The following is a 7,217-nucleotide window of genomic DNA, read 5'->3' on the forward strand; positions in this document are numbered from 1 at the left end:
CGCCTCACCGGCGAGAACACCATCTCCTGGCGTGACCCGACATCACGCAGCCAAAGGCCTATCTCGGGATAAAACAAAGGGAGAAAACGACCTCTCAGTGGTGCCCCCGAACGTCTTCTTCACTCCGTCGCAGCGCTGGGTGAGGCCCACGTTGCCCTGTTCCTGGATGACACAGACGACCTTCTTGGCGCCGGTGGTGTTGAGTTTCTTGCCGAACGCCTCGCCCGCCACGCTCTCGTCCTGCCCGAAGAACTCCAGCAGACCGAGCTTCTTCCAGTCGCTCAGTCCGGAGTTCAGGCCGACGACCGGGATGCCGGCCTGCCGCGCCTTGCCGACCACGTTCTTCATGGCGTCCGGCTTGGCCAGGGTGACCGCGATGCCGTCGACCTTCTGGTCGATCCCGTTCTGCACCAGGCTGGCCTGGTTGCCGGCGTTCGGGTCGGCGGAGTAGACCAGCTTGATGTTGTCCTTGGCGGCCGCGGCCTCCGCACCCTTGCGGACGGTGTCCCAGAACGTGTCGCCGGGTGCCTGGTGGGTGACCAGCGCGACGGTCATCCGGGGGGTGTGGGCCTTGCCCGCGGAGGCGTTCGCCGCTCCCTCCTCGGCCTTCTTGCCGCCGGAGCCGCTGGAGCAGCCGGCGAGGGTGAGGGCTGCCGCAGCGGCCACGGCCACGAGGGGGGCCAGTCTGCGGGAGCGGGGGCGAGAAGAGCGGTCCATCTTTCCTGCACCTCACTGTGCGACGGGGGAGGGGACGCTGTTGCGTCGGCACGCTGTCGCGTTGACGGGATCCAAGTCCCTGACGAGCCCACTGTCAATACTTTGTTAAGACATCATTTCACAAGCAGGTTCGAATGTTAGGACAAATCTCCGCACGGCGGCTCGTCCGATTCCTGTCTGCCCAGTACACCGCAGTCGACGCCGGACGGCATCGGCCGTTCGAAGTGGCAGGCAGCGGTGACGATTACGTTTCGGGCAAGAGACCCCCGACGGCGACCGCGCCTATTGACGCATGCGCGGACATGGGGCTGTTATTACGCCACGATGTTCGGTCGAGTTGGTTTCTGAGCGGTTTCGAAGACCTTTCGCTGATCAACTCATCCCCTTGACCGAACCCTGTATTCCTCAGGAGCCGCCATGCGCCCCTCCCCCTCCGGTCTTGCCGTCCCGGGCCCCAGCCGTCGTTCGCTGCTGCGCGGAGCGGGCGGTGCCGCCCTGCTCGCCGGCGCCGGCATACCCCTGCTGTCCGCCTGCGGAGGCAGCGGTTCCTCCTCCGACCCGAAGACCGTCACCCTCGGTTCCAACGCCTCCGACGCCGTGCCGAAGAAGGCCTTCGCCGAGATCTACGCGGCCTTCAAGAAGCAGTCGGGCATCTCGGTCGACGTGAACACGAAGGACCACAACACCTTCCAGGAGCAGATCAACTCCTATCTGCAGGGCACGCCGGACGACGTGTTCAACTGGTTCGCCGGTTACCGCATGCAGTTCTTCGCGGCGAAGAAGCTGGCCACGCCGATCGACGATGTCTGGGCGAGGATCGGGGGCAATTTCCCCGACGCGATGAAGAAGCTGAGCAAGGGCGAGGACGGCAAGTACTACTTCGTGCCGCTGTACACGTACCCCTGGGCGATCTTCTACCGCAAGAGCGTCTTCCAGCAGCACGGTTACGAAGTCCCGGCCACCTGGGACCAGTTGGTCGCTCTCTGCAGGCAGATGAAGAAGGACGGGCTCGTCCCGATCGCCTTCGGCGACAAGGACGCCTGGCCGGCGATGGGCACCTTCGACCAGATCAACTTCCGTCTCAACGGCTACGACTTCCACGTCGAACTGATGGCGGGCAAGGCCTCCTGGACCGACTCCAAGGTGAAGGCCGTCTTCGACCACTGGAGCGAGCTGCTCCCCTACCACCAGGACGGTGCGATGGGCCGTACCTGGCAGGACGCCGCGCAGACGCTGGTGGCGAAGAAGGCCGGCATGTACCTCCTGGGCTCCTTCGTGGCACAGCAGTTCACCGACCAGGCCGATGCCGAGGACCTGGACTTCTTCGCCTTCCCGGAGCTGAACTCCGCGTACGGCCAGGACACCGTCGAGGCGCCCACCGACGGGTTCATGGTGAGCAAGGGCCCGAAGAACCACGCCGGCGTGGTGAAGCTGCTGGAGTACCTCGGCACCCCCGAGGCCGAGGCGATCTACCTGAAGTCGGACCCGAGCGTGGTGGCCGCCTCCAGCAAGGCCGACACCTCCTCGTACACCGCGCTGCAGAAGAAGGCGTACACGATGATCAGCGGCGCCAAGAGCCTCACCCAGTTCATGGACCGCGACAGCCGCCCGGACTTCACCTCCACGGTGATGCAGCCCGCGCTGCAGAAGTTCATCCAGAACCCGAAGGGCGTGGACGGCCTGCTGTCGTCCATCGAGCGCCAGAAGAAGACGATCTTCGCGTCCTCATGAGCAGCCCCATGACGACGGACACGACGACCAAGAGCCCGGAGGCGGCCACCGCGCCGCCCCCGGGCACCGCGCCTGCGCACAAGCGGGTCGCGCGGGGCCACCGGCGCCTGCTGACCCGCCGTGACCGGTTCACGCTCGCCGTGATGGCGGGCGTGCCCACCCTCCTGCACGTGGCCCTGGTCTGGGTCACCGCCATCGCCTCGGTCTTCCTCGCCTTCACCACCTGGGACGGCATCGGGTTCGACTCGATCAAGTGGGTGGGCCTGGACAACTTCCGACAACTCTTCACCGACAACCCGCAGTTCTGGCCGGCCGTCCAGCACAACGTCATCTGGTTCGTCGTGCTGATCCTGGTGCCGACGCCGTTCGGCCTGTTCCTGGCCGTGCAGCTGGACAAGAGGATCCGGTTCAGCAGGGTCTACCAGACCGCGTTCTTCCTGCCGGTCGTCATCTCCATGGCCTGCATCGGCTTCGTCTGGCAGCTGGTCTACAACCCGGACACGGGCCTGATCAACAGCATCATCGGGGCCAACGAGCCCGGCCACTACATCGACTGGATCGGCGATCCCAAGCTCAATCTGTGGGCCGTCCTCATCGCCGCGTCCTGGCGGCACACCGGCTATATGATGATCCTGTACCTGGCCGGCCTGAAGAGCGTCGACCCGACGCTGCGGGAGGCGTCCGCGCTGGACGGCGCGGGCGAGTGGCAGACGTTCAAGCACGTCATCTTCCCCACCCTGCGCCCGACCAACACCATCGTCCTCGTCGTCACCATCATCGAGGCCCTGCGTGCCTTCGACCTGGTCTTCGTCTTCAACAAGGGTGCCCAGGGAACGGAGTTGCTGTCGATCCTGGTCACCAACAACATCATCGGCGAGTCCAGCCGCATCGGGTACGGCTCCGCCATCGCCGTCGTCCTGCTGGTGATCTCGCTCGTGGTGATCATCCCGTATCTGATCGCCACCTTCCGGAAGGAGCGGCGCGCATGAGCGGCACCACTGTCCCGTTGAAGCGGCGCGCCCCGATCCGCCCGGCCCGCGTCCTGCTGCACGTCTTCCTCTCGGGAACGGCCCTGGCGTGGCTGGCGCCCCTGCTCTGGGCGATCTTCTCGGCCCTGCGCCCGTACAGCGAGACCAGCACCAAGGGCTACGTGTCCTGGCCGGACAAGCTGAGCCTGGACAACTTCACGAACGCGTTCCAGCAGTCGGACATGCCGCACTACTTCGGCACCACGCTGATCATCGCGATCCCGGCCGTGCTGCTGACGCTGTTCCTGTCCTCCTGCGTCGCGTTCTACGTCAGCCGCTTCGACTTCCGCCTCAACCTCGCGCTGCTGCTGGTCTTCACGGCGGGCAACCTGCTGCCCCAGCAGGTCATCATCACCCCGCTGTACCGGATGTACCTGCTCACGGATCTGCCCGGCATCACGGCGAGCGGCAAGCTGTACGACTCCGCGCTCGGCCTGGTCCTCATCCACGTGGCGTTCCAGTCCGGCTTCTGCGCGTTCGTGCTGAGCAACTACATGCGCTCGCTGCCGCACGAACTGACCGAGGCCGCGCTGGTCGACGGCGCCTCGGTGTGGCGGCTGTACTGGCAGATCACGCTGCCGCTGTGCAAGCCGGCGATGGCGGCCCTCGCGACCCTGCTGTCGATCTGGATCTACAACGACTTCTTCTGGGCGCTGGTGCTGATCTCCACCGGTGAGAACATGCCGATCACTTCGGCCCTGAACAACCTCTCCGGCCAGTACTTCACCGATCCCAACCTGGTGGCCGCCGGTGCCCTGCTGACCGCGATCCCGACCCTGGTCGTGTACTTCGCGCTCCAGCGCCAGTTCGTCAGCGGCCTGACCCTCGGCTCCAACAAGGGCTGAGACACGCAACGCATCGAGGCTCTGTTCCCACGCAGGGAACAGAGCCTCGAACTCGTCGACCGGAGCAGAGCTCCCGTCGGGACGACAGGATTTGAACCTGCGACCCCTTGACCCCCAGGAGTAGGGGCTATTCCATTTGTCAGCATATACGGCCAGAAATCAGGGTACACAGCGTGCGGTGCCGTGCGTGCCGTTCAGGTGCGCGGACACCGTCTGGTTCCCAACTGGTCCCCACGGGCCACGTCCGTAACGCGCGCGTTGAGGGCCGCCGCCGGGTCGAGAGGCTGGATCGCCAGGGCCTGTCGCGGCGTGAGATCTGGCGGCTCTGCGCCTCTCTGAGGTAATCAGGTGCAGCCAGCGACCGTGGCTGCTCCGTCAGCTTGGTTACTGGTTTGAGCGGCTTTTAGTCTCCAACGCAGCATTGATCGCCTGAACGGTGTAGCCGTAGAACCGGCCACGGGTGATCTCGTGGAAGCCGGGGCGCCCCGCCGCGGCCGTGGTCGACGACCTCTTTCTTCAGCCCGCGGTAGTACGTCTGGGCGCCGTCCAGGGTCTGCTGGAGCGTGAAGACGACCTCGGCCCAGCGGGCCGCGAAGTCCTGGCCGTCGGGGAGGATCCGGCCTGCATGATCACCGGGTGACCCTGGGACGGCCGGGCGACGTTGAGGGGACCGCGGACCTGGAAGTGCTCTCCCGGTGACCGAGGATGTGCAGCTTGTCCGGGTCGAAGAAGCGGCCGGAGGCCTTGCCGTAGAGGAAGGCGTCGTCCTCCCAGCTGTCCCACAGCCCGGTGACGACCCCCATGAACTCGCGTGCCCGGCGGTAACGGGCCGCGTGGTCGGGCTGCCGGTCGAGGTTGAAGTTGCGGGCCTCGGCGTCGGTCGCGGAGGTGACGACGTTCCAGCCGGAGCGGCCGCCGCTCAGGTGGTCCAGCGACGCGAACATCCGGGCCGCGTTGAAGGCTCGTTGCAGGTGGTGGAAGCCGTGGCCGTGAGGCCTATGTGTGTGGTGTGCACGGCGAGCGCGGACAGCAGTGTCAGCGGCTCGAAGTGCACCATGCGGCCCTGCCGGCTCAGCTCGTCGGCGTCCCGGTACTTCGTGCGCACCCCCCGCTCCGTCGGAGAGGAAGACCATGTCGAACAGGCCGCGTTCGGCGGTCCGCACAAGGCCGCGGTAGTAGTCGAAGTCGAGTCCGCCGTCGGGCCGGGCATGCGGATGGCGCCAGGCGGCGACGTGGTGGCCCGGCGCGGGCAGGAACGCGCCGAGCTTCATCATGCGGCGTTGCTGGCTCACGTAGATCTCCAAGGTGCAGGGGTGGAGACTTCGAGAGGCGCCCGTGTGCCCGGCCGGCCACCGGCGGGTGGCCGGCCGGGGCATCCGGTCAGCCGAGCCGGCGTACCGGTTCGCCGGCGAGGAACGCCTGGATGTCCTCGACGGCGTGGCTGTAGTACGCCGCGTAGTTGGACTGCGAGACGTAGCCGAGATGCGGGGTGGCGAGCAGCCGGGGCGCGGATCGCAGCGGGTGGCCGGCGGGCAGGGGCTCGGTGTCGAAGACGTCGAGGCCGGCACCGGCGATCCGGCTCTCGTGCAGCGCGTCGAGCAGTGCGTCCTGGTCGACGATGGCCGCTCGTGAGGTGTTGATCAGGTAGGCGGTCGGCTTCAGGAGGGCGAGTTCGGCCGCACCGACGAGGCCACGGGTGCGGTCGCTGAGCTTGAGGTGGATGGAGACGAAGTCGCTGCTGCCCAGCAACTCCTCCTTGGACGCGGCGAGTTCCACGCCCACCTCGTCGGCCCGTTCCTTGGTCAGGTTCTGGCTCCAGGCGCTGACCCGCATGCTGAAGGCCAGACCCACCTGGGCCACCCGGCTGCCGATCTTGCCCAAGCCCAGCAGACCGAGCCGGCGGCCGTGCAGGTCGGCGCCGACGGTGGACTGCCAGGGGCCGCCCGCGCGCAGCGCGTTGTTCTCGGTGACGAGGTTGCGGGCCAGGCCCAGCAGCAGTGCCCAGGTCAGCTCCACCGGCGGGGTGGAGGAGCTGGCGGTGCCGCACACGGTCACCCCGTTGCGCTCGGCGGCCGCGTAGTCGATGACCGAGTTACGCATGCCGGAGGCGATGAGCAGCTGGAGCCGGGGCAGCCGGTCCAGCAGCGTGGCCGGGAACGGAACCCGCTCGCGCAGGGTGACCACGATCTCGAAGTCGGCCAGGCGGGCGGCGAGTTCGTCCTCGTCGGCGATGTGTTCGCGGAAGATGACGACCTCAACACGGTCCTCGACCGGACTCCAGTCGGCCGAGTCCAGGGCCGTGTTCTGGAAGTCGTCGAGGACGGCACAGCGCAGTCGCATGTCAGTTGTCTCCGTAGTCCGTGTTGATCGTGGTGGCGCCGATCACACCACGGTCGACGGCCGCGCCGGTGAACGGGTCACCCACCAGTCCGAGATGGCCGTCCAGGTCCAGTTCGTCGGCGAGCGGCGCCAGTGGGCCCATCGCCGTCACACCGAGGGCGCTCTCCAGCTTGCAGCCCAGCATCACCCGCAGCCCGGTGCGGCGGGCGAGTGTCACGGTCTCGCGGGCGGCGAGCAGCCCACCGCACTTGACCAGCTTGACGTTGACGCCGCTCACCCGGCCGCGCAGCCGCGGGATATCCTGCGGTCCGGCGCAGTCCTCGTCGGCGTAGACCGGCACCGGCGAGCGCTCGTGGACGTACCGCAGGGCGTCCGGATCGCCGGGCGGGACCGGCTGTTCGAGGAGTTCTACGCCGTGCTCGTGCAGGGTGCGGGCGACCCGCACCGCCTCCTCGGGGCTCAGAGGTCGTTTTCTCCCTTTGTTTTATCCCGAGATAGGCCTTTGGCTGCGTGATGTCGGGTCACGCCAGGAGATGGTGTTCTCGCCGGTGAGGCG

General features: G+C 67.0%; 6 protein-coding genes and 1 pseudogene. 3 read left to right on the plus strand and 4 right to left on the minus strand.

Annotated elements, in window-relative coordinates:
• Positions 1–93: 93 nt before the first annotated feature.
• Positions 94–717 (minus strand): annotated as a pseudogene (locus tag AC07C1_RS40955) (substrate-binding domain-containing protein); the annotation flags it as partial.
• A 417-nt stretch (positions 718–1,134) separates the two neighbouring features.
• Between AC07C1_RS40955 and AC07C1_RS40960 the strand changes: the two are divergent.
• The 3 genes from AC07C1_RS40960 to AC07C1_RS40970 are packed head-to-tail and all read left to right on the plus strand — an operon-like array spanning position 1,135 to position 4,321.
• A complete protein-coding gene (locus tag AC07C1_RS40960) occupies positions 1,135–2,448 on the plus strand; it encodes an ABC transporter substrate-binding protein (RefSeq protein WP_478947196.1) in 1,314 nt (437 codons plus the stop codon).
• A gap of 8 nt (positions 2,449–2,456) precedes the next feature.
• Positions 2,457–3,437 (plus strand): carbohydrate ABC transporter permease, encoded by a 981-nt coding sequence (locus tag AC07C1_RS40965; protein ID WP_478947197.1) that lies wholly within the window; start codon positions 2,457–2,459, stop codon positions 3,435–3,437.
• On the plus strand, positions 3,434–4,321 hold the full coding sequence (locus AC07C1_RS40970) for a carbohydrate ABC transporter permease (RefSeq protein ID WP_478947198.1): 888 nt from the start codon (positions 3,434–3,436) through the stop codon (positions 4,319–4,321). Before AC07C1_RS40965 ends, AC07C1_RS40970 begins: the two co-directional genes overlap by 4 nt.
• Positions 4,322–4,950: 629 nt before the next feature.
• Here AC07C1_RS40970 and AC07C1_RS40975 read toward each other — a convergent pair.
• The 3 genes from AC07C1_RS40975 to AC07C1_RS40985 form a co-directional block, all read right to left on the minus strand.
• Entirely contained in the window at positions 4,951–5,613 is a 663-nt protein-coding gene (locus AC07C1_RS40975; protein WP_478947199.1) for an LLM class flavin-dependent oxidoreductase, read from the minus strand.
• An 88-nt stretch (positions 5,614–5,701) separates the two neighbouring features.
• Positions 5,702–6,661, minus strand: coding sequence for a D-2-hydroxyacid dehydrogenase family protein (locus tag AC07C1_RS40980; RefSeq protein ID WP_478947200.1), 960 nt, complete (start codon positions 6,659–6,661; stop codon positions 5,702–5,704).
• Position 6,662: 1 nt separating this feature from the next.
• Positions 6,663–7,124 (minus strand): enolase C-terminal domain-like protein, encoded by a 462-nt coding sequence (locus tag AC07C1_RS40985; protein WP_478947201.1) that lies wholly within the window; start codon positions 7,122–7,124, stop codon positions 6,663–6,665.
• Positions 7,125–7,217 lie beyond the last annotated feature (93 nt).

It is taken from the genome of Streptomyces sp. NPDC045022, from assembly GCF_056432605.1.

Coding starts and splice junctions, on each gene's coding strand:
- AC07C1_RS40980 (WP_478947200.1), bottom strand. CDS start 6,661: ATGCGACTGCGCTGTGCCGTCCTCGACGACTTCCAGAACACGGCCCTG.
- AC07C1_RS40960 (WP_478947196.1), top strand. CDS start 1,135: ATGCGCCCCTCCCCCTCCGGTCTTGCCGTCCCGGGCCCCAGCCGTCGT.
- AC07C1_RS40970 (WP_478947198.1), top strand. CDS start 3,434: ATGAGCGGCACCACTGTCCCGTTGAAGCGGCGCGCCCCGATCCGCCCG.
- AC07C1_RS40965 (WP_478947197.1), top strand. CDS start 2,457: ATGACGACGGACACGACGACCAAGAGCCCGGAGGCGGCCACCGCGCCG.